This is a genomic window from Aeromonas sp. DNRA1 (assembly GCF_963888745.1).
Classification (GTDB): Bacteria; Pseudomonadota; Gammaproteobacteria; order Enterobacterales; family Aeromonadaceae; genus Aeromonas; species Aeromonas hydrophila.
On sequence record NZ_CAWPKQ010000002.1, the window covers coordinates 13,799 to 40,312 of the forward strand.

The 26,514-nt window shown below is 62.6% G+C and carries 24 protein-coding genes and 6 tRNA genes; 13 read left to right on the plus strand and 17 right to left on the minus strand.

Annotated elements, in window-relative coordinates:
* Positions 1 to 45: 45 nt before the first annotated feature.
* Entirely contained in the window at positions 46 to 1,227 is a 1,182-nt protein-coding gene (locus tag AACQ43_RS06040) for an aminotransferase-like domain-containing protein (RefSeq protein WP_039215118.1), read from the minus strand.
* Positions 1,228 to 1,409: 182 nt separating this feature from the next.
* Positions 1,410 to 2,477 carry a M28 family metallopeptidase gene (locus AACQ43_RS06045; RefSeq protein ID WP_076360515.1) on the minus strand — a complete coding sequence of 356 codons (1,068 nt, stop codon included), beginning with the start codon at positions 2,475 to 2,477 and terminating at the stop codon, positions 1,410 to 1,412.
* 347 nt (positions 2,478 to 2,824) lie between these two features.
* Between AACQ43_RS06045 and trmB the strand changes: the two genes are divergently transcribed.
* The 5 genes from trmB (at position 2,825) to AACQ43_RS06070 (ending at position 6,665) form a co-directional block, all read left to right on the plus strand.
* On the plus strand, positions 2,825 to 3,538 hold the full coding sequence (gene trmB, locus AACQ43_RS06050; protein WP_017410916.1) for a tRNA (guanosine(46)-N7)-methyltransferase TrmB: 714 nt from the start codon (positions 2,825 to 2,827) through the stop codon (positions 3,536 to 3,538).
* A 14-nt stretch (positions 3,539 to 3,552) separates the two neighbouring features.
* A complete protein-coding gene (locus AACQ43_RS06055; RefSeq protein WP_011707230.1) occupies positions 3,553 to 3,885 on the plus strand; it encodes a YggL family protein in 333 nt (110 codons plus the stop codon).
* Between the two features lie 124 nt (positions 3,886 to 4,009).
* The gene (glsB, locus tag AACQ43_RS06060; RefSeq protein ID WP_168966503.1) at positions 4,010 to 4,930 is read left to right on the plus strand and encodes a glutaminase B; all 921 of its coding nucleotides are present in this window, start codon (positions 4,010 to 4,012) and stop codon (positions 4,928 to 4,930) included.
* Between the two features lie 28 nt (positions 4,931 to 4,958).
* Positions 4,959 to 6,251 (plus strand): sulfurtransferase, encoded by a 1,293-nt coding sequence (locus AACQ43_RS06065; RefSeq protein WP_168966504.1) that lies wholly within the window; start codon positions 4,959 to 4,961, stop codon positions 6,249 to 6,251.
* A gap of 204 nt (positions 6,252 to 6,455) precedes the next feature.
* Positions 6,456 to 6,665 carry a YgdI/YgdR family lipoprotein gene (locus AACQ43_RS06070; protein WP_016351843.1) on the plus strand — a complete coding sequence of 70 codons (210 nt, stop codon included), beginning with the start codon at positions 6,456 to 6,458 and terminating at the stop codon, positions 6,663 to 6,665.
* Positions 6,666 to 6,720: 55 nt separating this feature from the next.
* Here AACQ43_RS06070 and AACQ43_RS06075 read toward each other — a convergent pair whose 3' ends face one another.
* Positions 6,721 to 10,281 carry an ATP-binding cassette domain-containing protein gene (locus AACQ43_RS06075; protein WP_168966507.1) on the minus strand — a complete coding sequence of 1,187 codons (3,561 nt, stop codon included), beginning with the start codon at positions 10,279 to 10,281 and terminating at the stop codon, positions 6,721 to 6,723.
* Positions 10,282 to 10,380: 99 nt separating this feature from the next.
* Positions 10,381 to 11,658 (minus strand): alpha/beta hydrolase, encoded by a 1,278-nt coding sequence (locus AACQ43_RS06080; protein WP_168966509.1) that lies wholly within the window; start codon positions 11,656 to 11,658, stop codon positions 10,381 to 10,383.
* A gap of 225 nt (positions 11,659 to 11,883) precedes the next feature.
* On the opposite strand from AACQ43_RS06080, the gene AACQ43_RS06085 reads away from it, so the two are divergent.
* Entirely contained in the window at positions 11,884 to 12,018 is a 135-nt protein-coding gene (locus AACQ43_RS06085; RefSeq protein ID WP_011707223.1) for a hypothetical protein, read from the plus strand.
* Positions 12,019 to 12,061: 43 nt separating this feature from the next.
* Here AACQ43_RS06085 and AACQ43_RS06090 read toward each other — a convergent pair.
* The 3 genes from AACQ43_RS06090 to AACQ43_RS06100 all read right to left on the minus strand — a co-directional run bounded on the left by AACQ43_RS06090 (position 12,062) and on the right by AACQ43_RS06100 (position 14,618).
* A tRNA-Asn gene (locus AACQ43_RS06090) sits at positions 12,062 to 12,137 on the minus strand.
* A 4-nt stretch (positions 12,138 to 12,141) separates the two neighbouring features.
* Positions 12,142 to 12,217, minus strand: a tRNA-Phe gene (locus AACQ43_RS06095).
* A gap of 187 nt (positions 12,218 to 12,404) precedes the next feature.
* A complete protein-coding gene (locus AACQ43_RS06100; protein WP_248280972.1) occupies positions 12,405 to 14,618 on the minus strand; it encodes an immune inhibitor A domain-containing protein in 2,214 nt (737 codons plus the stop codon).
* Between the two features lie 485 nt (positions 14,619 to 15,103).
* Here AACQ43_RS06100 and rraB point away from each other — a divergent pair, with 485 nt between their 5' ends.
* Positions 15,104 to 15,451 carry a ribonuclease E inhibitor RraB gene (rraB, locus tag AACQ43_RS06105; RefSeq protein WP_073351504.1) on the plus strand — a complete coding sequence of 116 codons (348 nt, stop codon included), beginning with the start codon at positions 15,104 to 15,106 and terminating at the stop codon, positions 15,449 to 15,451.
* A 67-nt stretch (positions 15,452 to 15,518) separates the two neighbouring features.
* Here rraB and AACQ43_RS06110 read toward each other — a convergent pair whose 3' ends face one another.
* Positions 15,519 to 17,492 (minus strand): EAL domain-containing protein, encoded by a 1,974-nt coding sequence (locus AACQ43_RS06110; protein WP_168966513.1) that lies wholly within the window; start codon positions 17,490 to 17,492, stop codon positions 15,519 to 15,521.
* A gap of 171 nt (positions 17,493 to 17,663) precedes the next feature.
* Here AACQ43_RS06110 and AACQ43_RS06115 point away from each other — a divergent pair, with 171 nt between their 5' ends.
* On the plus strand, positions 17,664 to 18,158 hold the full coding sequence (locus tag AACQ43_RS06115) for a hypothetical protein (RefSeq protein WP_017410927.1): 495 nt from the start codon (positions 17,664 to 17,666) through the stop codon (positions 18,156 to 18,158).
* A gap of 143 nt (positions 18,159 to 18,301) precedes the next feature.
* Here the strand turns inward: AACQ43_RS06115 and AACQ43_RS06120 are convergent, their stop codons facing one another.
* Genes AACQ43_RS06120 through rsgA form a run of 5 tightly spaced genes read right to left on the minus strand, consistent with a single transcriptional unit; the run spans position 18,302 to position 21,142 of the window.
* Positions 18,302 to 18,700 (minus strand): hypothetical protein, encoded by a 399-nt coding sequence (locus AACQ43_RS06120; protein WP_029304354.1) that lies wholly within the window; start codon positions 18,698 to 18,700, stop codon positions 18,302 to 18,304.
* A 2-nt stretch (positions 18,701 to 18,702) separates the two neighbouring features.
* On the minus strand, positions 18,703 to 18,954 hold the full coding sequence (locus tag AACQ43_RS06125) for a DUF2960 domain-containing protein (RefSeq protein ID WP_011707214.1): 252 nt from the start codon (positions 18,952 to 18,954) through the stop codon (positions 18,703 to 18,705).
* Between the two features lie 4 nt (positions 18,955 to 18,958).
* Complete coding sequence (locus tag AACQ43_RS06130; RefSeq protein ID WP_029299157.1) at positions 18,959 to 19,210, minus strand: VF530 family protein; 252 nt, start codon at positions 19,208 to 19,210, stop codon at positions 18,959 to 18,961.
* Positions 19,207 to 20,079: an archaetidylserine decarboxylase gene (gene asd / locus AACQ43_RS06135; RefSeq protein WP_168966515.1), complete on the minus strand. Its 873-nt coding sequence runs from the start codon at positions 20,077 to 20,079 to the stop codon at positions 19,207 to 19,209. The genes AACQ43_RS06130 and asd overlap by 4 nt, the downstream gene beginning before the upstream one ends.
* Positions 20,080 to 20,107: 28 nt before the next feature.
* Positions 20,108 to 21,142 carry a small ribosomal subunit biogenesis GTPase RsgA gene (gene rsgA / locus AACQ43_RS06140; RefSeq protein WP_039215125.1) on the minus strand — a complete coding sequence of 345 codons (1,035 nt, stop codon included), beginning with the start codon at positions 21,140 to 21,142 and terminating at the stop codon, positions 20,108 to 20,110.
* A 91-nt stretch (positions 21,143 to 21,233) separates the two neighbouring features.
* Between rsgA and orn the strand changes: the two genes are divergently transcribed.
* From orn to AACQ43_RS06165, 5 genes are all read left to right on the plus strand, one after another.
* Entirely contained in the window at positions 21,234 to 21,779 is a 546-nt protein-coding gene (orn, locus tag AACQ43_RS06145) for an oligoribonuclease (protein WP_045526077.1), read from the plus strand.
* 177 nt (positions 21,780 to 21,956) lie between these two features.
* Positions 21,957 to 22,032 (plus strand) — tRNA-Gly (locus AACQ43_RS06150).
* A gap of 25 nt (positions 22,033 to 22,057) precedes the next feature.
* A tRNA-Gly gene (locus AACQ43_RS06155) sits at positions 22,058 to 22,133 on the plus strand.
* 33 nt (positions 22,134 to 22,166) lie between these two features.
* Positions 22,167 to 22,242: transfer RNA gene (locus AACQ43_RS06160), tRNA-Gly, on the plus strand.
* Positions 22,243 to 22,266: 24 nt separating this feature from the next.
* A tRNA-Gly gene (locus AACQ43_RS06165) sits at positions 22,267 to 22,342 on the plus strand.
* A gap of 34 nt (positions 22,343 to 22,376) precedes the next feature.
* Here the strand turns inward: AACQ43_RS06165 and AACQ43_RS06170 are convergent.
* The 4 genes from AACQ43_RS06170 to AACQ43_RS06185 form a co-directional block, all read right to left on the minus strand.
* Positions 22,377 to 22,571, minus strand: coding sequence for a hypothetical protein (locus AACQ43_RS06170; protein ID WP_168966517.1), 195 nt, complete (start codon positions 22,569 to 22,571; stop codon positions 22,377 to 22,379).
* Positions 22,572 to 22,908: 337 nt separating this feature from the next.
* On the minus strand, positions 22,909 to 23,118 hold the full coding sequence (locus AACQ43_RS06175; protein ID WP_011707209.1) for a cold-shock protein: 210 nt from the start codon (positions 23,116 to 23,118) through the stop codon (positions 22,909 to 22,911).
* Positions 23,119 to 23,390: 272 nt separating this feature from the next.
* Positions 23,391 to 24,059, minus strand: a complete 669-nt coding sequence (locus AACQ43_RS06180; protein WP_168966519.1) for a LysM-like peptidoglycan-binding domain-containing protein — start codon at positions 24,057 to 24,059, stop codon at positions 23,391 to 23,393.
* Between the two features lie 98 nt (positions 24,060 to 24,157).
* Complete coding sequence (locus tag AACQ43_RS06185; protein ID WP_043120834.1) at positions 24,158 to 26,260, minus strand: methyl-accepting chemotaxis protein; 2,103 nt, start codon at positions 26,258 to 26,260, stop codon at positions 24,158 to 24,160.
* Between the last annotated feature and the right edge of the window lie 254 nt (positions 26,261 to 26,514).

Consider the following 26,514-nt stretch of genomic DNA (forward strand, 5'->3'; position numbering starts at 1 on the left):
AAACCAGCGACCTTGGTCGCTGGTTTTTTTTCGCCCCGAAGCTGGTCAGAGCATGCGGGCGAGGGCGCGGCACAGACGCTTGACCCCTTCCTCGATGGTGGCTTCATCCACGCAGGAGAAGCTCAGGCGCAGGGTGTTCTGGATCTCGGGGCGCACATAGAAGGGGGCGCCCGGTACGAAGGCCACCTTCTCCTTGATCGCCTCGTCAAACAGCGCCATGGCGCTGACACTGGCGGGCAGGGTCAGCCAGAGGAACATGCCACCTTCGGGTCGGGTATAGCTGACTCCGGGCGGGCAGTGACGGGCCAGGGCGGCCTCCATGGCGGCACGCTGGCGGCCATAGACCTCCTTGATCTTCTCCAGATGGGCATCCAGCGAGTTGTCGATCAGGAAGCGGTGCAGCACCTGCTGGCTGAAGGCGTTGCTGTGCAGGTCGGTGGCCTGTTTGGCGATGGTGACCTTCTTGCGCAGCCAGTCCGGCACCAGCATCCAGCCGAGGCGGAAGGCCGGGACGACGGTCTTGGAGAAGGAGCCGAGCAGCACGGTATTGTTCGGCGCCAGCTTTGCGATGGGGGGCAGGTGTTCGCCCTCGAAGCGCAGTTCGCCATAGGGGTCGTCTTCCACCATCAACAGCTCGTGGCGCACCAGCCGCTCGGCAAGCGCCTCGCGGTTGGCACGGCTGTAGGAGACGCCGCTCGGGTTCTGGAAGTTGGGCACGCCGTACAACAGCTTGGCGTTGGAGCCGCTCGCCAGCAGCGCATCCAGCGCCGCCAGATCCAGCCCCTCTTCACCCAGGGTGATGGGTTTGAAGGCCGGTTGATAGACGGAGAAGGCCTGGATGGCACCGAGATAGCCCGGCTCCTCGATGATGAGATCCTGCCCCTCATCGATCAGCACCTTGCCCAGCAGATCCAGCGCCTGCTGGGAGCCGCTGGTGATGAGGATGTTGTCCGGATTGACCTGCATGCCGTGGCGGGCCAGATAGCGGTCGGCGATGTACTGGCGCAGCGGGGCGAAGCCCTCGGTGGCGGCATACTGCAGGGCTGCGGCGCCCTGTTCGCGCAGCACGTCCTGGCAGGCCTGGTCGATGGCCTTGACCGGGAACAGGTGCGGATTGGGCAGACCGCCGGCGAAGGAGATGATCTCCGGATTGGCGGCGACCTTGAGGATCTCGCGGATGAAGGAAGGCTCTACCTTCTCGAAGCGCTGGGCAAAAAACGGCTGCATAGGATTCTCTCTGGCATGGTGAGCGGTCGCTCCATTCGACCGCCAAGTTATCCGTTTGTATCAGATTTAAAAAATGAGGCAATGGCTGTAACAAAAATCGATAAAAAAGGGCAGGTTTGGCACCTGCCCGAATTTTATCGGTCGGGGACGGTCATGGGGCGCAAAAGCCCCGGCGTGACCCGTTACAGTCCCGGCTCCTTGAGGAAGCGGATCATCAGCTCGGTGTTGGCACCGAGCTGCTGTTGCACCCGGCCCGGGAACAGTTCGGCCATCTTGTCGAGGCGGTCATACTGGGTATGCCAGATCTTGCCCCACTGGGTTTCGCTGTCCCGATCGCAGGCGCTCTTGGTGGCATCGTCGTAGCAGTCCCACAGCGCCGGATTGGTGGTCTGGGAGTAGCCGTCGTAGCCATCCGCCCCATTGATGGTGAAGTTGGTGGCCTCCACGTAGGCGATGGGCACCCCGAGGCAGGCGAACGGCGCATGATCAGACCAGCTGCCGGTCTCCCCTTCCGGGTAGCCGCTGTAGCTGGGGTGAATGGCAAACGGGGTGGCGGTCTGTTTGGAGATGGCCAGCAGGCGATCCCGCACCTTGGGATCGAAGCTGTAGCGGCTCGGATCGGCGCAGTTGTACTCGGCCACGTCGGAGTGGGCCGAGTGGACGTAGACGATGTCGCCTCCGGCGATGGTGTCGTAGTTCACCATCGCCAGCAGCTTGGCAACGGCGGCGCTGTCGAGGCTGGCTGCATAGGCTTTGGAGCCGTTGAGGCCGTTCTCCTCGGCGCCGAAGAAGGCGAAGCGCACCGTGTAGGGCAGGGCCTGCCCCTTGAGCGCTTCGGCCACCGCCAGCAGGGCGGCGACGCCGGCACCGTTGTCGGTGGCTCCCTCGGAGCCCTTCTTGTCGCCGGTGCTGTCATAGTGGGCACCGATCAGGATCACCTTGTCGCTCTTGCCCTTGAGCTCGGCGACCAGGTTCTGGGAGGTCTTGCTGGCCCCGCTCTTGGTGTAGGTGAAGGGCTGGTTCTGCACCTCATAGCCCCAGCCAGCCAGATGGTCCTGGATCCAGGCTGCGGCGCGGGTCTCGGCCTCGCTGCCGGTGGGTCTGGCGCCGATCCCCTCGGCGGTGGAACTCAGCTGCACCAGGTATTCATAGGCCTGCTCGGCGGCAGAGGGGGCCTGTGAATCGTTGCTGGAGGTGTTGCACCCGGCCAGCAGGGCTGTGATGGCAAACGCCAATGCTGTGTGTTTCATACTGCAATCCTTTGTTGTGTATGGTTTTATTTGCGCAGGTCAGCATGCACCCGGCGCCTGGCAGATTCTGTGAAGGGGGTGGCATTTGTCAATCGCGGTGGCGGAATTGGTCAGTGGCGGGGGATTTGTTGCGCGAAACACTTGCGCCCTGAGCCTATCTTGGGATAATTCGCTACCCTGTTTCGCCGAGCGATGAAATGACGAACAAGTTCGCGTTCGTCGGCGAGGTGGAACGATGAAACAACGAGCAATTCATCTCGGTCGTCTGTGACCAGTACGACGAGATAACGAGCAATCCATTTATGTCGTCTGTGACCCAGACCGATGCAATAACGAGCAATTTGATTATGCCAGTGACCCAAGATGTGTTTAACGAAGACGGCAAGTTCATGCGCAAGATCCGCAGCTTTGTCCGTCGCGAAGGCCGCCTGACCAAAGGGCAGGAGAAGGCCCTGGAAGAGCTCTGGCCGGTCATGGGTATCGATTTCGCACCGGAGCCGCTCGATCTGGTTGCCCTGTTTGGCCGCGAGGCCCCGGTGGTGCTGGAAATCGGCTTCGGCATGGGCGCCTCCCTGGTGGAGATGGCCAAGAATGCCCCCGAGAAGAACTTCATCGGCATCGAAGTGCACTCGCCGGGTGTCGGTGCCTGCCTCGGTACCGCCCAGGAGGCGGGAGTCACCAACCTGCGTGTCATCTGCCACGACGCGGTCGAGGTGCTGGAACACATGATCCCGAACGGCTCGCTTGCCTGCCTGCAGCTGTTCTTCCCGGATCCCTGGCACAAGAGCCGTCACCACAAGCGCCGCATCGTGCAGCCGGCCTTTGCCCAGGACATTCGCCAGAAGCTGGCCATCGGTGGCGTGTTCCACATGGCCACCGACTGGGAAAACTACGCCGAGCACATGTTGGAAGTGATGAGTGCCGCCGAGGGGTATGAGAACACCTCCGCCACCGGCAACTGGGTGCCGCGTCCCGACTGGCGCCCGCTGACCAAATTCGAACAACGTGGCCACCGTCTCGGCCACGGGGTTTGGGATCTGATTTTCAAACGTGTCAACTAACTGAAGGAGCTATCATGGCCAATCGTAGCCGCCGCCTGCGCAAGAAACTGCGCGTCGATGAATTCCAGGAAATGGGCTTCGACATCAGTTTCAACTTCCCGGTCGGTACCGCCGAAGAGACCATCGATGCGGTAGTCGACGCGATGATCGATGAAGTGATCGAACCCCGCAAGCTGGCCTTCGCCGGCTCCGGCCACCTGGCCTGGGAAGGGATGATCTGCACCCAGCAGCTGGGCAAATGCAGCGAAGAAGACCGCGCCGCCGTCAAAGCCTGGCTGGAAGGCAAGGGGATGGAAGCCGTGGTGGTCACCGAGCTGTTCGACCTCTGGTACGGTGAACCGGCCTGATGACAGGCTGGCTGTGGCAGGCGCCCCGGTGTCGACAGCCTGCGACAGCAGATAGACAAGTCCCGCCGCTGGCGGGATTTTTGTCGGTGGTGATGGGATCGCCACGTTAGTTATGGAATCGCTTATGGTGTTGTCATCCGAATTACTGGCCAGCATCCTGGATGAGGTGCGCCCGCTGCTCGGACAGGGCAAGGTGGCCGACTACATTCCGGCGCTGGCCCAGGTGCCGGCCGATCGGCTCGGGATCGCCGTCTGTACCGTGGAAGGGGAGCTGTTCACCGCCGGTGATGCCTGCGAGCCCTTCTCGATCCAAAGTATCTCCAAGGCCCTCAGCCTGACGCTGGCGCTCACCCTCTATCAGGAGGAGGAGATCTGGGCCCGGGTCGGCAAGGAGCCCTCCGGCCAGCCCTTCAACTCCCTGGTGCAGCTGGAATTCGAGCAGGGCATTCCCCGCAACCCCTTCATCAATGCCGGTGCCCTGGTGGTGAGCGATCTGCTGGAGACCCGGCTCACCGCGCCGCGTCAGCGTACCCTGGAGCTGGTGCGCCGCCTCTCGGGCAACCAGGCCATCATGGCGGATCAAGTGGTGGCTCGCTCCGAATATCAGCACTCTGCCCGCAACGCGGCCATCGCCTATCTGATGAAGGCTTATGGCAATTTCGAGAACGAAGTGGACAAGGTGCTGCAGAGCTACTTCAATGCCTGTGCGATCCGCATGAGTTGCGTCGATCTGGCGCGGGCATTCATCTATCTGGCCAATCGCGGGGTGCCGCTGGGCGCGACGACCCCCTTGCTGCCGGCCCGCACCACCAAACAGGTCAACGCCCTGCTCGCCACCTGCGGCCTCTATGACGAGGCGGGGGATTTTGCCTATCGGGTCGGCATGCCGGGCAAATCTGGGGTCGGTGGCGGCATCATCGCCCTGATCCCGGGGGAATTGTGCGTCTGTGTCTGGTCGCCCGAGCTCAACAAGGCGGGCAACTCGCTGGCGGGCACGGCGGCGCTGGAACTGCTGGCCGAGCGTCTGGGCCGCTCCATTTTTTAACCTTGTCACTCTGAATCGAGAGATCACCATGAAACGAATAATGAGCTTGTTACGGGCCACCATGGCAACCTTGCTGCTCTGGCATGCCTTGCCGACCCTGGCTGCCGAACTGCCACCGCTTTCGCTGGCGGATGCCAACGCCAAGCAGGCGGTCATTCTGGATACCCGCGCCAGCTACTTCTATCAGGGCTGGCCGATGGAGGGCGAGCAGCAGGGCGGCCACGTGGTCGGCGCCGAGAACCTCTCCGCCGAGTGGAAGTACAGCGATGAGGAGTGGCCGGCGGCACTGGCGACCAAGGGGCTGAAGGCCGATCGGCCGGTGGCGCTCTACGGTGCTCCGCGCGAGGTGGCCGAAGTGGCCCGCCTGCTGCGCCAGCAGGGCATCAAGCAGCTGTTCGAGCTGCAGGGCTGGAAAACCGCGCCGCGCGAGCATCTGGCCCGCTGGCAGCAGCTGGTCTACCCGCGCTGGCTGGCCGACCTGCAGGAAGGCAAACCGGTGGTGGCTGCCCCCAAGGGCGACTGGAAGCTGTTCGAGGTGGCATGGGGCTCACCCAAGGCCTATCTGCTGAGCCACATCCCGGGTGCCGGCTACATCGACACCAACCGGCTGGAAGAGGAGCCGCTGTGGAACAAGGTCTCTGACGAGGCGCTCAAGGCGCTGCTGCTGGAGAATGGTATCCGCCACGACACCACCGTCATCCTCTACGGCCGCAACACCATGGCGGCGGCCCGTGCGGCCCACCTGATGATGTATGCCGGCGTGCAGGACGTGCGGCTGCTGGACGGCGGCCTGGATGCCTGGTTTGTGCAGCATCTGCGCACCGAGACCGGGCTGGCCAACAAGTTCACTCCGGCCAAGGAGTTCGGCGTCGCCATTCCGGCCCATCCCGAGTACTACACCACGCTCAGTCAGGCGAAAGAGCTGCTCAAGCAGCCCGACGGCGCCCTGGTCAGCGTGCGCACCTGGGACGAGTTCGTCGGCAACACCTCCGGCTACAGCTACATCAAGCCGAAGGGCGACATTCCCGGTGCCAAGTGGGGTCGTGGTGGTGTCGATGCCAACAGCATGAGCGACTTCCACAACCCGGACGGCACCATGAAGCCGGCCCGCGAGATCCTCGCCATGTGGGACGAGTGGGACATTGAGCCGACCCAGCAGGCCGCCTTCTACTGCGGGACCGGCTGGCGCGCCTCCGAGGCGTTCTTCTACGCCTGGCTGATGGACTGGAAGCGGATCAGCGTCTACGACGGCGGCTGGTACGAGTGGAGCGCCGATCCCAAGAACCCCATCGTGACCGGCGAGCGCAAGCCCGCCAAGTAACCGACGACGATGACAGAACAGGCCGGACCCATGTCCGGCCTTTCTTTTCCCGACTGGTCGGGAAGAGTCCATCCTCAGTGGCTAACTGACTGATTCTTTGAGTGGATCTTGTTACGGTAACCAGAGTTAACGGGGCTCATCTGGTTGAACTAGGCTTCAGACACCACCCTCGTGGTGAGGGTGAGGCGGGAGGCAAAACAGGCGATGAAGCAACTGATGATGATCCTGGTGTGTGCCCTGGCACTGGTGGCGTGCAGCTCCCAGTACATCATGAGCACCAAGGATGGCAAGATGATCACCACCGACAGCAAACCCAAGCTGGACGAGAGCACCGGCATGTACCGCTATTACGATACCGAAGGGCGGGAGGTGATGATCAAGAAGGATGACGTCACTCAAATCATGGAGCGTTGAGGCTCTCCTCAAGCCAAAAGGGCTGCCTGCGGGCAGCCCTTGTCATTTTCAGCCCTCACACCGTCTGGGGCACCTGGCGGTTCACCTGACCCACGAACAGCTGGTGGAAGCGGGAGTGGGAGTTGGCCAGCAGGCTCACCGGCGAGCCCTGCTCCACCACGGTGCCGGCCTCCATCACCACCACCCGGTCCACCGACAGCAGCGGCTCCAGATGGTGGGCGATCACCAGATAGCTGGCCTCGGGCCGGTAGCGATAGAGCAGCTCCGCCATCTTGCGCATGCCGATGTGATCGAGATCCGAGGTGGCCTCGTCCAGCACGATGAGCGGGCGGCGCGACAGCAGGATGCGGGCGATCACCAGCAGCTGGGTCTCGCCGGCGGATAACTGCAGCTTGTCGAGCTCCTCGTCCAGCCGGCCGGCGCAGCGCTCGGCCAGCCCCACCCGGGCCAGCGCCTGCTCCAGTGCCGCATCGTCGTGCTCGGTCAGGGGAGCCAGATTGGCACGCAGGGTACCGAAGAAGGTGAGCGGGATCTGGGAAACGGTGTCATAGAGATCGCGCACCGCCTCCGGTGCCAGCCGGGACAGCGGCTGCTCGCCGTAGTAGATCTCCCCCTGGGAGGCGGGATACATGGCTTGCAGCACCCCCAGCAGCGAGCTCTTGCCGGCGCCGGTGCGGCCGCACACGCCAACCTTCTCGCCGGGGGCCAGCTCGAAGTTGACCTTGTGCAGTGCCCACTGGCTGGCCTGCGGATAGCGCAGCCCCAGGTTGTCGAAGCGCACCGCAGGGTGAGGGGTGGCGAGGGCCTCCCCCTCCTGGCGCTCGCTCTCTATTTCGCTGTATTCGCGCACCCGCTCCACCGAGTTCATCACCTGCTCCACCTCGGCGAAGGTGCGGATGAGGGAGTTGAGCATGGCGGAGGCGGTAAAGGCGTAGGTGATGGCCACGGCCCCCAGCAGCGAGCTGTTGCCAAAGGCCACCATCAGCGCCACGGCGCCCACCAGGGCGGCGGAGAGCAGGGTCTGGTGCATGCCGAGCCAGCGGTTGATGGAGGTGGTGGTGTACCAGCTGCGCAGGTTGTTGTCATAGTGCAGCAGCACCTGATCTAGTGCGAAACGCTCGGCCCCGGCCAGGCGCAGGGCGGGGGCGCCGCGGATGGTCTCGCTGATGCTGATGTAGAGCGGCGAGCGCAGCACCGATGCCTGTCGCCGCAGCTTGAGCTGTACCGCCCGGTAGCGGCGCTGCAGCACGTAGAGGGCCCAGCCCACCAGGGGGGCGATGAGCAGCAACAGCGGCATGTTGACGCCGATCACCACCACCTGCAGCGCCACCGACACCAGCATGCCGAACAGCCCCATTAGCATCGACAGCAGGATCTCCTGAGCTTCCCCCAGATCCCGATCGAAGCGGTTAAGGATGCGTCCCTGCGGCACCTTGTCGAAGAAGGCCATGGGGGCGCGGCTGATGCGTCCCAGCATGCCGTCAAACAGGGTCCAGGCCAGCTTGAGGCCGAGTTTGTAGTTGATGACCCGCACCACCATGATGCAGGTGAGAGAGCCCGCCCCCAGCAGCACATAGATGCCGAGCAGCTCGCTCACCTCGGTCACCCCGGCCTTGCCGCCGAGCCAGAGATCCGAGGCGATGCGCAGCCCCTCCTGGCCCAGGGTGAGCAGCAGGGCGAGCAGGATGGCGCCGGGGGCGGCCAGGCGCTGCCACATGAAGCCGAACAGCCCCCAGTCCACCTTGCCCTCCACCACCTTCTCCTCGCTGAACTGCTCTGCTTCCTGAGGTGGCACCGGCGGGGTGGGGCGGGGATGCTGGATGAGATCCGCCAGTTGGTGGGCATCGAGCTCCACCAGTCGGCCCTGCTCGATGCGGATCACCCGATCGCAGTGGGCCAGCACGTCCGGGTCGTGGCTCACCAGCAGCCGGGTCGGCCCCGGCTTGAAGGCGAGGCCCTGCTCCAGTACCTGGGCTGAGACGATGGGGTCGAGCGCCGAGAGCGGGTTGTCCAGCAGCAGGATGTCGGCCTGGGCGTAGAGGGCGCGGGCCAGCGCGACCCGCTGTTGCTGGCCGCCGGAGAGGCGGGTACCCAGCTCCCCCACCAGGGTCTGATCGCCATGGCTGAGCAGGGTGAGGTCGGCACCCAGCGCACAGGCCCCCAGCACCCAGCGATAGCGCTCGCCATGCCAGGGCTGACCGAACAGGATGTTGTTGCGGATGGTGTCGTTCATCAGCCAGGGCTTGTGGCCCAGATGGGCGACCCGGCCGTGGCGGCGAATGCTGCCCTCGAAGCCGTTGTCGAAACCGGCGATGAGGTGCAGCAGACAGCTCTTGCCCGCCCCGGTGGCACCGGTGATCCCCACCAGTTCCCCCGGCTCGATGTGCAGACTGATCCCCTCCAGCACCGGTTTTTGCTGGTGCAGGGCGGTGACGTTGTCGAGCCGCAGGCTGCCCACCGGCAAGCTGGGATCGATGAGATCCCGGTGCTGCTCGGGGCTGTTGAGGAACTCGCACAGCCGGTTGAAGCCGGTGTTGAAGTTGATCAGGGTGCGGATGAGGTAGGGCAGCCGCATCATGGGGATGCGCAGCACGGTGAACAGGGCGATGGTGGTGAACACCTGGGGCAGAGTGAGCTCTCTGCCCGAGACCAGATAGGTGGTGAAGGTGGCCAGGGTCACCAGCAACGGGGTGCTCAGCATCAGGCTCTCGTTGATGGCATCGAGCCTGAGCACTCGCCCCAGCACCCCCAGCTCCTGCTGGCGCTTGTGGCCGGCGGCTTGGGTGAAGAAGGCGCCGAGCCCGTTCTGGCGCACCAGCCGCAGCTTCTTGATGTACTCCGCCAGGATGCCGTTGCGCTCGTCCTGTTGACGCTTGAGCTGTTGCTCCTGCTGGTTCATGCGTCGCACCACTCGGGTGGAGATGAGCAGCAGCAGGGTGAGCACGGCAAAGCCGACCAGACCGGCGCTGCCTACCTGCCACACCAGCAGGGCGATAGTGCCGAGCAGTTGCAGCAGCATGGTGAGCGGCATGGCGGGGTCAGCCAGGATCCAAGTGATGTCCCACACGTCCCGGTTGATGAGGTTCTGCACCCGGCCACCGGCCCGGTCGTCGAAACTCTTGCCACCCAGCTTCATCACCTTGGCGAGCAGGGACTCGGCCAGCAGACGGCGGATGGGCACGTGCATCTTGAGTGCCAGCTGCAGCGAGTGCTCCGCCAGCATGCCGGAGGCGAGCACCGAGGCAAACAGGGCGAACGCCAGCAGCAATTTCTGCTCGGTGGGGGCGCCGGCACCGAGCTGGGTCATGCTGTGGTTGAGCAGCCAGGGGCTGGCCAGGGTGGCCAGCATGCCGAGCATCTGCAGCAGGGTGAGCAGGCCAATGCGCCCACGGTAATGGCGCCAGATGAAGGTGGTGATGGGCCAGGGGCGCACCGGCTGGGCGGCGGTGAGTGCGAGGAAGGCGTCGGCGCGGCCATCGCGCCTGTCTTCCGGCAGCAGGGGATAGAGATCGTCGAGGTTGACCTGGGGCTCGCTCAGCCCCTTGCGCTGCAGCGGGCCGGTCCAGTGATAGAAGAGGCGGCTCAGCCAGCCCGCCGAGATTTCCGGATGATCCAATGGGTGTCCTTATTATTCTGTGCTGCTTCCAGAGGGGCGGGGCGACTCATGGGTCGCCCTCGATATTGTCGTCTTGCTGCGGGCGCGAGCCCGGCGGGATCAGCGATCCCGATTCATGCGGATGAGCCGTTCCAGGATCTGCTCACCATCGACCCGCAGGCCGTTGTGTTCGTATTCGTTGGTGATCCAGGCGCGGCTGTTGCCAAGCCCCTTGAGGGTGTCGCGGCTGTAGTCGAACTCCACGTACATGTCTTCGGCATAGACGGCGCAGGCCACCGGCACAGTGTTGCGGGCCAGTTGCACAGGGTCGTAGAGGGGGCCCCAGTCCGTTTTCTGGGCCAGCAGGTGAGCGGCTTCTTTCAGCGGGATGAGCTCGCGGAACTGCTCGAACATCCAGGGGAAGATCATCTCGCCGGTGAAGGCAAAATCCTTGCCCGGCGCCCAGGCCAGGGCCGGGTATTCGCTTCTCACCCGCTCGGCCGCCCAGTTGCTGGCGCTCCCTTCGCAATAGATGGACTCGTGCAGGATGGCGAACACCGGGTTGGTGTTGAACGGCTGCATGGCCTGCACTTGGTAGAGGAAGGCTGGGTTGAGCCGCTCGCCGATGAAGGCGTCCTCCAGCAGGTAGTAGAGCTCCTCGAAGGCGCCGCTGGCACCCAGATCCAGCCCCTGCTGCTGCAACTGCTCCACCGTCAGGCGCTGGCCGTTGGGCAGGCGCACCTCATGGCTGTGCAGGTGGTTGGCCAGCCGGTTGGCGATGGCCTGGGCGTGGGGGAAGCGGGCGAAGAAGGCGAGGTTCTTGTCGGCCACCCGCTGGTAGGTGGCGCGGTAGACCTCGTCGGCACTGCGACCGATGGGGGCCACCCCGCCGGTGAGGTAGACCTCGTGCAGACTGTCCGGGAACAGGGAGAGGTAAGTGAGGCTGCAAAAGCCGCCGAAGCTCTGGCCGAGCAGGCTCCAGGGGCGACCCGGGCTCAGCACTTCGCGAATGTATTCGGCATCGCGCACTATGCTGTCGGCGCGAAACTGGCCGAGGTACTCCGCCTGCTGTGGGGCGGTGAGCTGGGCCAGCGCCTCGGCGCTGATGGGGCTGGAGTGGCCGGTGCCGCGCTGATCGAGCAGCAGCACCCGAAACTCCTGCAGGGCCCTCTTGATCCAGCCGCTGTCGGCGGTCGGACGCGGGGCACCAAAGCCGGGCCCACCCTGCAGGAACAGCAGCCAGGGCAGATCGTCGTGCAGCCGGTCCTGGCGACAGAGGGTGCGGCCGAACAGGGTGAGGGTCTCCTCGTCATCCGGTCGCTGGTGGTCGAGGGGCACGGTGAAGAAGCGGGGCTCGCAATGGATGCCGTCCAGCACGTAACGCAACGGGCTGCTCATCTGGGGTCTCCCTGAGGGTAGGAAAATCGTCGGCCTCATCATAGCCCCGGCGTGGGAACGGGTCACGCCGGTTTTCCAAATTGTTAACATTGTCACGAAGGGAAAACGGGCGCTGGCAGCGTGATGAATTTATTGTCGGCAAGGAAGTTGACGGCAGCGGGCGGCTGCACAAAGATGGCTCGCCTGCCGACAGGGCAGGGGTCGTAACAGGACGAGGTGGGCTTGATGAAGCCTAAGTGGATACGATTTCGCAAAAAAGAGAAACGGGTAAACCCGGAGGGTGTGCTGCAGACCGGCTTGCTGCTGTTCAGTGCCACCTGCGGGGCGACCCTGCTGCTGGCAACTTGCAACGGCAGCTGACCGAAATGAAAAAAGCCCGCTCGATGAGCGGGCTTTTCAAATTTGGCTCCTCCTACTGGACTTGAACCAGTGACATACGGATTAACAGTCCGCCGTTCTACCGACTGAACTAAGGAGGAATTGTGGTGCCCAGAGACGGAATCGAACCGCCGACACGGGGATTTTCAATCCCCTGCTCTACCGACTGAGCTATCTGGGCAACGGCGCGCATTAAACCCTTTCTGAACGGATGTGTCAACCACAGGGTGCAGACAGTTGAACTGTTCGCTCGACAAGTGAGCAATTGGGGTGTTTGTTGGGCGGTTTGGCCCGTTTTCATCCTGGGCGGCAGGTCAGCAGATAAGAAAAGGGGGCCTGAGGCCCCCTGGTCACAACTGTGGTACTCCTCAGTGGCGGCTGACGATGATCCGCCCGGTGCTCATGTCACGGGCCTGGCCGGTGACGCTGATCTTGAGCCCGTATTCGGGCACCAGGCGACCGGCATCCGGGATCTCCTTGCTCTGGTAGCTGCGGGAATCCTTGAACACCCGGTTCGGGGTGATCCAGAAGTCGCGCAGCAGGGAGCCGCTCGGGTGCTTGAGGTTGAGCGGCTGCTGGAAGCCCAGGCTGAAGGTGGCGTCGTGGATCTGGTAGCGGGTGCCGGCCACGGCGCCATCGCTCCACTTGAGGGTGCGCTGATCCGCATCCACCACCCCGAGGAAGCCCTCACCCGGGTGGACACCCACCCAGTTGTTGGCCTGGCTGTTGTCCACGTACCAGAGCAGCATGCCCGGCTCGTAGCGCATCAGCTGGTCGGCCACGTTGATGTGGGCCAGCCCCTTGTCCACCCCGGCGTGGTTGCGCCACTCGGCCAGGTAGTAGTGATCCTTGGCCTCGTTGCCGTTGCTCTTCACAAAGCCGGCCAGAGTGAAGGGGGAACTACCCTCGGCCCCATCGCTCAGCAGGGTGTCGCCATCGGCGAGGATCTGCAGCTCGTCCACGAACAGCCCGTTTTCGGCCACGCCGCCATCGCTCTGATATTGCAGAGTGAGGGTGACCTGCTGACCGGCCCAGGGGGTGAGGTCGAACTCGGCATCGGTCCAGCCGTTGGAGTTGCCGGTGATGCCGATCCCGAAGCCAACCCCGTTGGGATCGTCGCTGGTGGTCAGGTTGCCCGCGATGGGCTGGCCGTTGACCAGCACCCTGGCGTAGTCGTATCCCTCTTCAATCTGATACCAGGCCTTGAAGCCGAGGCTGGCGCTCTGTTTGCCGCTCAGATCCAGCTTGAGGCTCATGCGGTTGTCGAGATTGTTGCCCTTGCCGCCATGGTATTGGTACTGGCCGGCGTAGGGCGGGTTGAGCGGGATCTGCTTGGCCGGCAGGTTGATGCGCACCACGTCGTCGTTGCGCCCCTTGTCGTTGGCCTGATCCAGCATGTAGACGTTGCCGCGGGGGCTGAGATCGGCGAGCTGCACGTTGCTGCCGTGCAGCCAGTTGCCGCCGAGGGAGGCCTGCAGGAACTCCTTGGCCCAGGCGGAGAACCCGGTCGGCTCGGTGCCGCCGATGACCCCGGCCCAGGAGCCGGACGACATGATGGACCAGGTCGCCACCGGTTCCCCCTTGCCGGTGTACTTGGTGTCGTACTCGTCCGGCAGCCCCAGATCGTGGCCATATTCGTGGGCACAGACCCCGGCGGCCGCATCGATGGGCTGGATGGTGTAGTCGTAGGCGGCAAACTGTCCGCCGAAGTTCTGGCTCGGGCTGCTGGTGCCGGGGATGGGGTAGGGGGTACCCAAGTTCCAGCGGTGGGCCCAGATGGCGTCTTCGCCGAGATCGCCACCACCGGCCTCCTCACCGACGCTGGAGTGGAAGATCATCAGGTGGTCGATGAGACCGTCCGGCTCGTTGCGGTTGCCGTTGCCGTTGAGATCGTAGCGATCCTCCTGATCAAACTGCGCCAGATCGATGGAAGGGTCGTTCGCCACCTGGATCAGCGCCTCCTTCACCAGCTCCCGGATGGTATTCGGGGTGGCGTTGGCGCCGTAGTAGGCGGCGTTCTTGTCGGCGGTATACCAGCCCGCCACCTGACCGCGCACGCTGTAGCTCTGGCCGGACTGCTGCTCGTAGAACTGGCGCATGGAGATGAACCGCTCGCCGTTCGGGCCGGCATAGCCCTTGGACGAGAACAGCAGATCGTTGTAGTGCGCCGGGGTGTAATCCGGGTAGTACATCTTGGTGAGCTCGGGGCGCACGCTGTTCTTCGGGTAGTCGGGGAAGTCCACCAGGATGGCGAGGATCTTGTCCTTGCGCATCTGGCCCTGGTAGTGCTCCCGCTCGATGGCCTTGAGCAGCAGGGTGGGCACCCGATCACCGGGACGGGCAGTGCCGTTGAGGCGGATCTTCTTGAGGATGGTTTCGCGCACCTTGCCCTCTTTCACCGCCAGAGTGCCGCTGTTGCCCTGATAGGCTCGCGATTTCTCGCGATAGTAGCTGGCGAGCGCCGCCTGCTCCTGCTCGGGGGAGGCCAGGGTGGGGATGCGGCCGCTTTTTTTAAGCATCTCCAGCACCTTCACCTCGTCGGCCAAGGGGGCATCGAACGGACCGTGGACCGGGGCGGCCATGGTCTGGTTTCCAATCATAAGGGTTGAGCCGACAAGCAGGCTCATTATTGTTTTTTTAGGCATTATCTATGTGCTCCTTCACATGATAAAAAGGGAGCCTGGCTGGCTCCTCTTTCCGTACGGGCAGTGCTCCGCCCGCGTCCCTTGATACACCTCGTTCATGGCCTTTGTCACCGGGGCGCTGCTGGTGGATCCTGCTGATTTCAAACGGCTTGTTGCGGGGGTTGTGCGGTTTTCCTGTGTCTCGTTGAAGCTCCATATGGAGCAATTCATTCCCGGCAAAAGATTACGCTTTATTAACCTTTTGTGATGGCACCCCATTTGGGGTGGCCGCCGCCTGCTGCTTATCTTGGCTTGCCGCATTGAGCCAAGGTGGCTGTGCGGGTATGCTTTGCCGCAACCATGCCTGCGGGGCAGGGGCACAGCCGATACGGCACTCGCCCGCGCGGGCATTTGATACCAACACAGTCGCATCTGGGGTTAATATGAGTCTTGATATGCAAGAGTGGCGCGAAGAGACCACCGCCATCGTCAACGAGTTGCTGGCCGATGGCAGCAACCCGGATCTGGAATACGAGATTGAGCACCACTTTGCCTGCCAGGATTTCGATCTGCTGGAGAAGGCGGCGGTCGACCTGTTCAAGGCCGGTTTCGAAGTGACCGATGCCGAAGAGATGGAGCTGGATGACGGCGCCACCATCTTCTGCTTCGACGCCACCACCGAGTGCAAGCTGGACATCGAGACCATAGTCGCCGATATCGAAAAAATGCTGCCTATCCTTCAGAAATACGGCGTGGACTACGACGGTTGGGGTACTTACTTCCAGGAGTAAGGCGCCCGTTCACGCACGCGTTGCAAAAACAACAAGGCCACCCTAGGGTGGCCTTGTTGTTGCTGGCTTACTGCTCCGGCAGCTGGTAGCTGCGGGCAAACTCGGCGGGGGGCAGGGGGCGGCTGAACAGGTAGCCCTGCAGCCGATCGCAGCCGGCCTGCACCAGCCACGCTTGCTGCTCCTGCGTCTCCACGCCTTCGGCGGTGATCTTGATGCCGAGCTCGTGGCCCAGCCCGATGACGGAGCGCACGATGGCGGTGGTCGCCTGGTTGGTGGCCAGCCCCTGGGTGAAGCTGCGGTCCAGCTTGAGGGTGGCCACCTGCAGCCTGGGCAGATAGGCGAGCGAGCAGTAACCGGTGCCGAAGTCATCGATGGCAAGCTGAAAGCCCGCCTCGATCAGGTTGGCCAGGTTGCTCTCAATCTCGTCGGCATTCTCCATCAGCACCCCTTCGGTGATCTCCAGCTCCAGCTGCCAGGGGGCGAGCCCGTGGCGTTCGATGCAGGCGAAGATCTGCGGGCAGAGCTCGGGGTCGCGAAATTGCAGCGGCGACAGGTTGATGGAGAGCACCAGATCCGGCGCCGCCACCTGCCAGCGGGCCAGCTGGGCACAGCCCTGCTCCAGCATGTGGCTGCCGAGCAGGCCGATGAGCCCCAGCTCTTCCGCCAGCGGGATGAACTCGTCCGGCGAGATCATGCCGAGCTCGGGGTGGGGCCAGCGGCAGAGCAGCTCGGCCCCGTGCAACTGGCTGGTGCGGGTGCTGATGATGGGCTGGTAGACGGCCGTCAGCTGGCCTGACTTGATGGCCAGCGGCAATTGGGCGGCGATCAGCTGGCGGCGCTTGAGCTTGGCATCGAGTTCTGGGTCGAACAGGGTGCAGTGCTGCTGCTGGCGCTTGCCCTGGGCCAGCGCGGCTTCGGCGTGGCTCAGCAGGCGCTCGGCGTCGTTGGCCTTGCCGTGGGCGATGCCGAGGAACACCGGGATCTGGATCCTGTGTTCTTCCACCTGGTAGGGCACCATCAGCGCCCCCTGCAGGCGGCTGCTCCAGCTGGTCAGCGGCTCGCTCAGCTCGGGCAGCAGCATGGCAAAGTCGTCGGCAGCGACCCGGCACACCAGCGACTGGGGCGGGGCCAGCTGTTGCAGGCGGCGGGCCACCTGATTGAGCAGCCGGTCGGCGACCCGGATGCCGAAGCGGTCGTTGATCTCGCGAAAGTGCTGCAAATCGACCAGCACCAGGCTCGCCTTGCGGGCGCCGAGATGGCGGCTGGTCTGCAGAAAGTGGGAGAGTTTGAGCAGGCCGGTCAGGCTGTCGTAGTGCTGCTCCTGCTGCAGCTGGGCCTGGGTGGTGCGCAGTCCGGTGATGTCGCGGCTCAGGGTGAGGATGCCGAGGGAGTTGCCCTCGTCATCCGGCACATCGACCCGGGTGACTTCCAGATGGCGGCCCTGGCCGTTGGCGTCCACCAGGCAGTATTCACCGCGCCCCATCGGCAGCTCGGTGGAGAGGCGGTGGGCGACCCGCTGGCCGAGCGCCTCGCTCGCCACCATGCCCATGAAGTCGAGAAAGGCCTGATTGCAGTCGATCAGCAGCCCCTGGTGGTCTTCCAGCCGGATCGGATCCGGGATGGCGTCCAGCAGGCGGCGTTGCAGCAGCTGCTGCTGGCGGAAGGTCTGCTCCAGCTCCTTGCGCTGGCCAATTTCATTGACCATGCCGAACAGGGCCACCGGTTTGCCTTGGGCGTCGTAGAGCGGGATCTTGTGGATCTCCATCCAGCTGGTGGCATCGCCGCTGTTGCAGTGCAACTGCTGATAGAGCAGCGGTTTACCCTCCGCCAGCAGGCGCAGATCCTCTTCCCGAAAGATGTCGCCCCAGGGCATGTCGGCATCGGTCTTGCCGATGAGATCCGCCGGTTGCGACAGGCCCGCCTGCTCCGTGAAGGCTCGGTTGGCAAACAGGTAGCGCCCATCCGTATCCCGGCAGAAGATATTCATGGGTAGCTGGTCGATGATCTGCTGCAGCAGGGGCAGGGTGAGCAAGGAGTTCACACAGACACTCACGGGGGAAATTTCGAGCAAATCTATGATAGCAGGCTGGTTTTGTAAAGCTTGGGTTAAGGCTGACTCATTTCTGCCGATCCCTGCTGACAGTCTGTGTCGCTGACGCCATAATAGCCGCCGGTCGGCCGATGGCCGGATTATATGGATGAGAGAAGCAGCATGAAAAAGATTGTGGGAGTAGCACTGGCCCTGTTGATGGCCGGTTGTGCCAGCGACAACAATGGCGGCGAACAGTACCGCTATACCCCGCCGGTAGCCAAGGCGACCAACAACACCCAGGAGATGCAGATCCCGGTGGATCTGGTGTGGGCCCGTGCCGAGAAGTGGTTTGGCGATCACGGTCTTAACATCGAGAACAGCCAGCGCGGCTCCGGCCTGATGACCGCCAACGTCGAGAATTCGGCCGACGGTCTGGAGTGGCTGGATTGCGGTACCATGGGTTCCAAGGTCGCACTGGGCAACCCCAACCTGCAGATCAACCTGATCATCACCCAGAGCGGCAACAACAGCGTGGCGACCGTCAATGTCAAGGGCAACACCCAGCTCTACTTCGTCGAGTCCTCCGGCGAGCGGGTGCTGGCACCTTCCATCACTCCGGTGTGCGTCTCCCGCGGCAGCCTGGAACAGAGCCTGTTCTCTACCCTCGGCAATTAAGTTGCGCCGAGTGCCAGCAAAAACCCCGTTGCCTGCAACGGGGTTTTTTGTTTCCGGCCTGGCGACAAGGTACATGTAGCCGTTGTCGATAGCCGCAAAAAACAACCCCCGGCAGGGACGGGGGTTGAATAGATACGGGTGGCTTAGCGGGCGACGTCGCCGTGAAACAGCGTCTGCTCGCCGGCTTTGAGCACATAGCCCTTCCAGGGGAAGAGGGTGTAGCCGCTGCCTTGCCACGACCAGTTGCCTTCCGCCCCCTGGCGGGTGAGCAGGTGCTGCTCGCCGCTCGGCAGGGTGAGCTCGGCCTGGCTCTGATCGGCGTTGAACAGCACGAAGGCGCTGCTGGTCTGGCCGGCATCGGTCGGATTGAGCCGGATGCCCTGCTCGAACAGCCGCACGCACTGCTTGGTCAGCGCCGACCACTGATAGCCTGCACTGCCGATGCAGCCGTGGCTGTCGCGATCGCTGCCAACCAGATGTTGTTCCGGGGTACTGCAGGCCGCCAACAGCAGGGAGGCGGCCATCAGGGTCAGGGTGCGCATGCTTACTCCTTGGCGTCCCGTTCGATGACGATGTTGGAGAAGCCCAGCTCCTTGAAGTAGTTCTCCCGGTAATCCTTCACGCTCTTCTTGTCGCGCCGGCATACCTGAGCCAGCTGCTCTTCCATGGCATGGAAGCTGGCCAGGTTGATCCCCTCGGCAGCGGCAATGGCATCGTAGATGCTGTTGAACTTGTCGTTGGCGTAGCCAATCTCTTTGGTTTTTTTGCCGTAGGTGTAGGTAATCTTGAACGCCATGGCGTTATTCCTTTGATTTGGCCTGCTTGCGCTGGACGTACAGATAGAGGCTCTCGACCTTCTCTCTGGCCCAGGGGGTCTTGCGCAAGAACTTCAGGCTGGACTTGATGCTGGGGTTATCGGTGAAGCAACGGATATTGATCTGCTGCCCCAGTTCTTCCCAGCCGTAGTGCGCGACCAGGGCGGTGACAATCGCCTCCAGGGTCAGCCCGTGCAGCGGGTTGTTCTTCTGCGAGGAGGCGGGCTGCTCGCTCATGCCTGCGTCGCCAGCTTGGCAAAGGGCTGACCCATGCGGGTGGTGACCCCGTTGGCCAGATGGGGCTCGAAACCGGCCAGCATGCCCGGGCCAAACAGGCAGACCACGGTACTGCCCAGCTTGAACAGGCCCATCTCGGCACCTTTTTGCAGGGTAATGGCCTCGTCGCCGGTGTAGTCCCAGCGCACGACACGCTTCTCTTTGGTTGGCGCTATGTTGCCGGCCCAGATGGTCTCGATACTGGCCACGATAGTGGCACCAACCAGCACCAGCGCCATGGGGCCGTGCGGGGTGCGGAAGGTGGCGACCACCCGCTCGTTGCGGGCAAACAGGTTGGGCACGTTCTCGGCGGTGAGCGGGTTGACGGAGAAGAGATCCCCCGGCACGAACACCATGCTCTCCAGCACGCCGTCCAGCGGCATGTGGATGCGGTGATAATCCTTGGGCGCCAGGTAGATGGTGGCGAAGTCGCCATCCTTGAACGGTGCCACCAGATCCTCATAACCGCCCAGCAGCTCGCGGGCGCTGTAGTCGTGGCCCTTGGCCTGGATGATGCGACCCTGCTGGATCGGACCGAGCTGGCTGACGGTGCCATCCACCGGCAGCGCCAGGGTCATGGCATCCTCGACCAGGGGGCGGATCCCCGGCTTGAGTTCACGGGTGAAGAATTCGTTGAAGCTCTTGTAGTGGGCCGGACTCTCGTGCAGCGCCTCGCTCATGTCGACCTGGTACTGCTTGATAAAGGCCTCGATCACCCTGGTGGTGAGGTTGCCTGCTTCGGCAGCCGCAAGTTTGCCGACCAGGCGGGAGAGGGCGTGTTTGGGCAGACAGTATTGACCGGCAATTTTCAGGTTGTCAGTAATGCTCATGTTCATCATCAAGGTAGGTTGAATAGGGTCACAGCCGCGCCTGTTGGCGACCGTGACGGGCTTCCTGCATGGTTTCCAGGATGCGGTGATAGTTGTGGAAGCGATCGGCGCTGATGGCGCCACTGTCGACGGCGGCCCGCAGGGCGCAGCCGGGATCGTCCTTGTGGGTGCAGTCGCGGAACTTGCAGCCACCCAGGTAGTCGCGAAACTCGACGAAGCACCAGGTGATGCGGTCGGCTTCCAGATGCCAGAGGGCGAACTCGCGTATTCCGGGGGAGTCGATGAGATCGCCGCCGCTCGGGAAGTGATAGAGTCGCGCCGTGGTGGTGGTGTGCTGGCCGAGCCCCGAGTTCTCGGAGATCTCGCCGGTGAGCACATCCAGCCCCGGCATCAGGGCATTGGTGAGGGACGACTTGCCCACCCCGGACTGGCCGACGAAGATGCTGATTTTGTCGGTCAGGGCGGCTTTAAGCTCATCGAGCCCTTCGCCGCTCTCGCAGCTTACCAGCAACACCTCGTAACCGAGCTTGCGGTAGGTTTCGAGCTGGCGCTCGATGCGGGCGCGGGCCGCGTCATCGAGCATGTCGACCTTGTTCAGCACGATCAGGGGGCGGATCTCCACATCCTCGGCGGCCACCAGATAGCGGTCGACGATGTTGGTGGAGAACTCGGGCATCACCGCCGAGACGATGATGATCTGGTCGATGTTGGCGGCGATGGGTTTGACCCCGTCGTAGAAGTCCGGCCGGGTCAGCACCGAGTGACGCGGATGCACCGCCTCGATGACGCCGGCAGTCGCGGCATTGAGGCCGGGACGCCACACCACCTTGTCACCGCACACCAGGCTGCTGATGCTGCTGCGCCGCAGGTTGCTGCGGTGGATGGCACCATCGCTCGCCTCGACGTCTGCGTGCTGACCAAAACGGCTGATCACCACCCCTTCGATGGCCGGGCCAAACAGGGTGTCATCCACGACCGTGGTGTGCTCTTTTTGCAGCCGCCGCTCGCGGTTGGCCTGGACGCGCCTTTGTTGACCCAGATTGAGTTTTGCTTTCTTTGCCACTCGATTCGCCAGTTTATGAACAGATCCAAAGCCAGTATGATACATGCAAATTGGCAAAATTCCGCCATTCCTCCCAATAGAGAGAGCAATCATGACAGTCAGCGCGCAGAACCTGGTATGGATCGACATGGAGATGACGGGTCTGGACCCCGAACAGAATGTGGTACTGGAGATCGCCACCATCGTCACCGACAAGGACCTGAACGTGCTGGCCGAAGGGCCGGTCATCGCCATTCACCAGAGCGATGAAGAGCTGGCCAAGATGGACGACTGGAACGTCAACACCCATACCAACAGCGGTCTGGTGGCCCGGGTCAAGGCGAGCCAGCATGATGAGGCGAAAGCCGTCGCCGAGACCCTCGAGTTCATTCGCCAGTGGGTGCCGGAGCGTACCAGCCCGCTGTGCGGCAACAGCATCGGTCAGGATCGCCGTTTCATGGTCAAGCACATGAGCGATCTGGAAGCCTTCTTCCACTATCGCAACGTCGACGTCAGCACCATCAAGGAGCTGGTGCGTCGCTGGCAACCGGCGTTGCTGGACCAGTTCAAGAAGAGCGGTACCCATCAGGCGCTGGACGACATCCGCGAATCCATTGCCGAACTGCAGTTTTACCGCAGCCACGTCTTCAAGATCTGAGTCTGTGGCAAGGTCTTGCGCTCTCCCGGTTGCTAAAATCGACAGTTCGACCAGCTTTTGAGCGAACGCGCGCAACTAGACAAAAAAGCCCTTGCAATTGGAATGTCTGCTCTTATAATTCGGCTCCCGTACAGTAGCGCAAGCAACCAAATGCTGTACGGCCGTTTTAAGGTAGTTGCGGGAATAGCTCAGTTGGTAGAGCACGACCTTGCCAAGGTCGGGGTCGCGAGTTCGAGTCTCGTTTCCCGCTCCAAAAAGTTTGCTGATGACGTTCCGATGCGGGAATAGCTCAGTTGGTAGAGCACGACCTTGCCAAGGTCGGGGTCGCGAGTTCGAGTCTCGTTTCCCGCTCCAATCATCAGCACAGCCTCAAGACAACCTAATGTTGCGGGAATAGCTCAGTTGGTAGAGCACGACCTTGCCAAGGTCGGGGTCGCGAGTTCGAGTCTCGTTTCCCGCTCCAAAAATTTGTAAGTGATATTCCGATGCGGGAATAGCTCAGTTGGTAGAGCACGACCTTGCCAAGGTCGGGGTCGCGAGTTCGAGTCTCGTTTCCCGCTCCAATCTCTCTTCAAATTCAATATCTCTCCCCCAAGCTCACGAATCCAGTTTCTCCATACAGTCACTGCCACATTCAGTTGGTAGAGCATGATCCGTGCTTGCCAAGGCTGGGGTCGCGAGTTCGAGTCTCGTTTCCCGCTCCAATTTCTCTTCAAATTCAATCTCTTTCCCCCCAAGCTCACGAATCCAGTTTCTCAATACAATCGCTGCCATATTCAGTTGGTAGGGCATGATCCGCGCTTGCCAAGGCTGGGGTCGCGAGTTCGAGTCTCGTTTCCCGCTCCAATCTCTCTTCGAAGTTCTCATCATCCCTTTGAATTGCCCATCACATCGCGCCGCGATGATTTGTCGTATCCGGCGTTCAGCCAGATCAGGCCCATGTCTTCTGCACCCGCGTGGTACACAGGTGCTGGGGAGGGCTGTGGTTATAGGCAAGCTTATGATTGTCGTGGGGAGGGTTGCTGTTGCTGTTGCTGCGGGCAGGCTTGTGAGCGTGGCGGGGAAGGGGAAACGGCGGGCAAAAAAATAGGAGGGCCGATGGCTCCTCCTACAGGCTCACTGGCGTGGCTTAGAGCAGGGTAACGTTCTCAGCCTGAGGGCCTTTTTTGCCCTGGGTCACAGTGAACTGGACTTTTTGACCTTCAGCCAGGGTCTTGAAACCGGCGCTCTGGATGGAGGAGAAGTGAACGAAAACGTCCGGTCCCTGGGATTGCTCGATGAAGCCAAAACCCTTGGTCTCATTGAACCATTTTACTTGGCCGGTGCGAATGTCAGACATGTGGTAAGTCCTATCTATAACAAAATGAAACTAAGCCTTGTTGGGCAGCATTTGCCTAGAAATCAGGGGTTGAAGCATGACTGACCACGTCAATTTGTCCCAGTAGCATGTAGAACAATCCCTGTCTAAAGCACAAACGATTGTACGTGAGCGCGATCCCTTGTCAATTTGGCACTTTTCATTTTTTGAGCAAGCTAAAAATATTGTGAACTCAGCGGCTTATTTCATGGATTCAGGTCAAAAAAACGGGAGGCATCAGGCCTCCCGTTGTTTCATTCCTTGAGGGCGAATCCTTCGCCCTGTCGGTCGTAGCGGTAGATGGCCTGACCGTAGGAGCGGATCTCGACCCGCTGGATGCGGCGGGTGTCATCGATCAGGATGAACACGGCACGGCCCGATTGCAGGCGGGTCAGCGGCCGATCAGGCCCTTCGATGGCGATCAGACGGCTGAGCTCGGCGCCCGGCAGTTCGAACTTGCGGAAGATGGAGTAGAGGGTCTCGCCGGCTTGCACGTCGTGCTGCAGCCAGGTGCCATCCACCTTCTCTTCGACCGGTTTGGCAGCTGCCGTTGCACTGCCTGCGGCGCCATTGCCGACGGTGAGGGCCTGCGCCGGTACGGCGATGGGGACCGCCAGCGAACCGGACGGCGCGGCTTTGGGCGCGGGGGCGGCCGGTTCCCAGGCCAGCACCAGCAGCCAGAGCGGGATAAGGATCAGCAGCCCAATGGTGTGCTTGCGCGGCAGCGGGCTCGCCAGCTTGAACTTGCCTGTTTTGGCTTCCTGGCCGCGTTGGCCAAGTCCGCTCATGCCCTGGCCGATGCGTTGGCGCAGGGGCAGGGTGGCGGTATTGATACGATGGAGCAGGGATCCTTGTGATTCGTCTTGGCGACGCTGCTGGGCTCGTCTGTTGTGGCCACGGGGGCGACGGTCCGGGGTGGGCACGGCATTTACCTCTCACTACATTGCCTGCCATCAGGCAAATTCGTGCCTATGGTAAACGGACTCGCCCCCGAGGGGGAGAGTCCTGAGGTGGAAAATTATCAGCTGAGACGAAATTGTCCCAGTAATTGCTGTAAACGCTCGGCCGCCTGGCGCAACGCCTGGCTGGCTTTGGCCGTTTCGGTCGCATCCAGTGCGATGTCGTTGGCCAGTGCGTTGGTTTTTGACAGGTTGCCGGAGACGGTCTCGGAAACCGAGCTCTGCTCTTCGGCGGCGGAGGCGATCTGGTAGGTCATGTCGTTGATGGTGGAGATGGCCTGATAGATGCTGCCGAGCGCCTCTTCCGCCAGATCCGCCTCGCCCACCGCCTGATGGGTCAGTTGCTGGCTCTGGTTGATGGCGTTGACCGCGTTGGCCGAGCTGTGGCGGATCTTCTCGATCAGCTCCTGGGTGTTCTGCACCGCCTGCTGGGTGTTGCCCGCCAGCTTGCGAACCTCGTCGGCCACCACCGCAAAGCCGCGGCCCTGCTCGCCGGCCCGGGCCGCCTCGATGGCGGCGTTGAGCGCCAGCAGGTTGGTCTGATCGGCGATCCCCTGAATGACGGTGAGGATGCTGGTGATCTGCTCGCTGTCGTGGGCCAGCCCCTCGACCACCTCGGCACCCTTGCCGGCCTCGGCGGCCACCTTGTGCATCGACTGGATCACCTGCTGGAAGCGTACCTTGCCCTGATCCGCCGCCCCCTGGGCCTGCTTGGCCGAGTCGGCGGTGTTGTTGGCGTGGGTGGCCACCTCCTGGCTGACGTAGGACATCTCCTGTACCGCAGTCAGCATCTGCTCCATCTCCGCCTGGTGGTGCTGCAGGTTGGTGTCGGTCTGGCCGGCGATGCGATCGGTGTCGCCAGCGTGACGGTTGACCTCGCTGGCGGTCTTGAGCACATCCCCCAGCAGCACCTGCAGCTTGTCGATAAAGCGGTTGATGCCCTTGGCCAAGTCCCCCAATTCATCGCTGGACTGGGTATTGAGCCGCTTGGTGAGATCTCCTTCGCCATCGGCGATGTCATCCACCAGGCTGACCATCTGGCGGATGGGGCCGGTGATGCTGCGGGCAATGACCAGCATGGTGGCCAGCGCCAGCACCAGCACGACGACGGCGCCCACCAGTTGCTGGGTCATGGCTGCCCGGTTCATGTCGCTCAGCTGGGCTTCCAGCTGGTCGGCCCCGGCGAGCACCACCTTGTAGGGCAGGGTGACGATGATGGCCCAGTTGCGGCTCATGCCCGGCACCGCGATGGGCACCGAGATCCGGAACGCATCGTCGAGCTCCTGGCGCTGAACCTCGGGTTTGAGGTACTGCTGCCAGCCGTTGCCGAGCAGCTTGTCGGCGCGGCTGCCGAGCAGGCTGGCATCACCGCTGGTGCCGGTGATGACGCCGGCGGCGCTGACGATCAGGGTCTCGCCTTTGCCGTCATAGATGTTGCTGTTGAGGGACTGGGCTTGACGGCTGATGGAGTCCACCGCCAGATCGAGCGCGGCGATCCCCTTGAACTGGCCGCCCACCATGATGGGGGTGGTGATGGTGCTCACCAGCACCTGCTGGCCGTTGATGTCCACCTTGAAGGGGTCGATGAGGCAGGAACGTCCCTCCCGTTTCGGGCAGGCGTAGTAGTCGTTGGCCGGATTGCCGAACTCGTCCGGATCGCTCTTCTCGATGGAGAGCAGCAGGTCGGTGCCGATGCTCTCCTTGTCGCGATAGAAGTAGGGCACGAAGCGCCCCTTGCTGTCACTGCCCAGCGCCGTCTGGCCGGCGAAGCTGGCATCCTGGCCGTCGAAACCGTTGGGTTCGAAGCCGGCGAAGGCGCCGTAGAGCTGGGGTTCGAGGGCGAGCTGGGCCTTGAGCAGATCGGTGGCCTGCTGGCGATCCAGCGGCAGCTTGCCCTCCTGCTGCAGGGCGAGGGCGCTGGCCATCTGCTGGGTATAGGAGAGCCCCTTTTGCAGCAACTGGGTGATGGTGGCGGCCTCGGCACGGGCGTTGGCGCTGACCTTCTGCCATGCCTCCTGCTGCAGGGCGGCGCGGCTGGAGCTGATGGTCAGCTTCTGGGTCTGTTGACCCGAGTACTGGTTGAGCAGGATCAGGATGACCAGGGCGGCGGTCATGGCGATCCCGGCCATCACCAGAATACGATTCTGGATAGAACGGAACTGCATCGTCTCTTCCTTGTTGGTGAGCGTTATTTGGATATCGGCCGGAGGAGGCAGCTCTCCAACACTTGTCATAGCAAAACGGAAACCGGGATTTTGTTTTGCGATCCCCTTCAAATATCAGGCGGCAAGCGGCTGGGACGCCTGTGCAACCCCCTACTTTTGCCCGCTGCGACTGCATGGTTTTCCCATCCGTCATTGTCGGTGCTAAAATGCGACGGTTTTTTTAACGAATTGGCCCAAGGCCCTCTACACAAGGC